Genomic DNA, 1,192 nt, shown 5'->3' on the forward strand with positions numbered 1-1,192 from the left:
TAAAATTATTAAACCAAAATCTTCAACTTTGTTATTTATCAAGAAAAACAAACCTACTGTAGAAACAATTCCAATAAAAGTTAGAATATAATATTTTACTCTATTTTTATAAGGTGTAATCTCGTGAATTATATTTATTTCCTTTTGCACAATTAAAAAGTTAATCAATAAGTTCTTTTTCTATAAAATAATTGACAATCGCATCTTTCATTAAAATGGTCTGTTCTCCTGCTTTTAATGGTGGCAATTCTTCTTTTACTTTGTAATGTGGCCATCCGTCTTTGTCTACAAAATCAAATTCGTAGTAGCCATAAGGTTCTAATAATCTACAAATTGCGATGTGCATTAGGTTTACTTTTTCGTCTTTTTTGAATTCGCGATGAAATTTTCCTAATTCTTGAATTCCGATAAGGTAAATTATGGCATCCAAATCTAAATCTTCTCCTTGCGAAAATTGATTGGATAGTATTTCAACGACTTTTTCCCATCGTTCTTTTAGTTGTATATCTCGAGACATGTGATTTTTGATTGTCGATTAACGAATTTTGATTTCAGATTTTGTATTGAAACTCAAAACCATTTGCAAATATAGTTTATCAAAAATGATTTTTTGGAATTTGGAATTTGTCTTTTGGAATTTCTTCTATATTTGTTTTTTAATTTGAAATTATGAGTTTATTAGATATTGTATTTGCTGTTTTGCTAGGTTATAGCATTTTTAGAGGTTTAAAAAATGGACTTTTTGTAGAATTTGCCTCTGTTATTTCGTTTTTTGTTGGAATCTATATTGCCGTGAAATTCTCGCATTTACTTGGAAATATGATTGGTGACGGAACTTCAAAATCGGTTAAAGTAATTGCTTTTATCTTAACTTTTGTTTTGATTGTTGTGGCTATTCATTTACTTGCCAAAGTATTTTCTGGAATTGCTAGTACACTTTTTTTAGGGTGGTTGAATAAATTGGGTGGCGCATTTTTTGCTGTTTTAAAAACGGTTTTAATGCTAGGCGTTGTATTAAGTTTGTTTCAAAAAGTGAATATTGACGATGCTTTAGTTAGTAAAGAAACTCAGGAAAATTCTATTTTTTTCAATCCGATTTTAAAAACATCTGAGTTTATGTTGCCGGTTTTGACAGATTGGTTTTTGGATTTAAAAAGTAAAGTTTAGTAGTCAGTTTTCAGTCGCAGTTTTC

The 1,192-nt window shown here is 28.8% G+C and carries 2 protein-coding genes; one reads left to right on the top strand and one right to left on the bottom strand.

What is annotated here, in order from left to right; genetic code table 11:
• Positions 1-160 precede the first annotated feature (160 nt).
• The gene (locus DIU01_RS07640; RefSeq protein WP_290833134.1) at positions 161-517 is read right to left on the bottom strand and encodes a hypothetical protein; all 357 of its coding nucleotides are present in this window, start codon (positions 515-517) and stop codon (positions 161-163) included.
• Positions 518-669: 152 nt separating this feature from the next.
• On the opposite strand from DIU01_RS07640, the gene DIU01_RS07645 reads away from it, so the two are divergent.
• Complete coding sequence (locus tag DIU01_RS07645; RefSeq protein WP_290833135.1) at positions 670-1,167, top strand: CvpA family protein; 498 nt, start codon at positions 670-672, stop codon at positions 1,165-1,167.
• The last annotated feature ends 25 nt before the right edge of the window (positions 1,168-1,192 follow it).

This window comes from Flavobacterium sp., assembly GCF_003525665.1.
Taxonomy (GTDB): domain Bacteria; phylum Bacteroidota; class Bacteroidia; order Flavobacteriales; family Flavobacteriaceae; genus Flavobacterium.

What these genes read in the sequence shown, in the direction of transcription:
- DIU01_RS07640 (WP_290833134.1), bottom strand. Translation starts at nt 517, where the DNA reads ATGTCTCGAGATATACAACTAAAAGAACGATGGGAAAAAGTCGTTGAA.
- DIU01_RS07645 (WP_290833135.1), top strand. Translation starts at nt 670, where the DNA reads ATGAGTTTATTAGATATTGTATTTGCTGTTTTGCTAGGTTATAGCATT.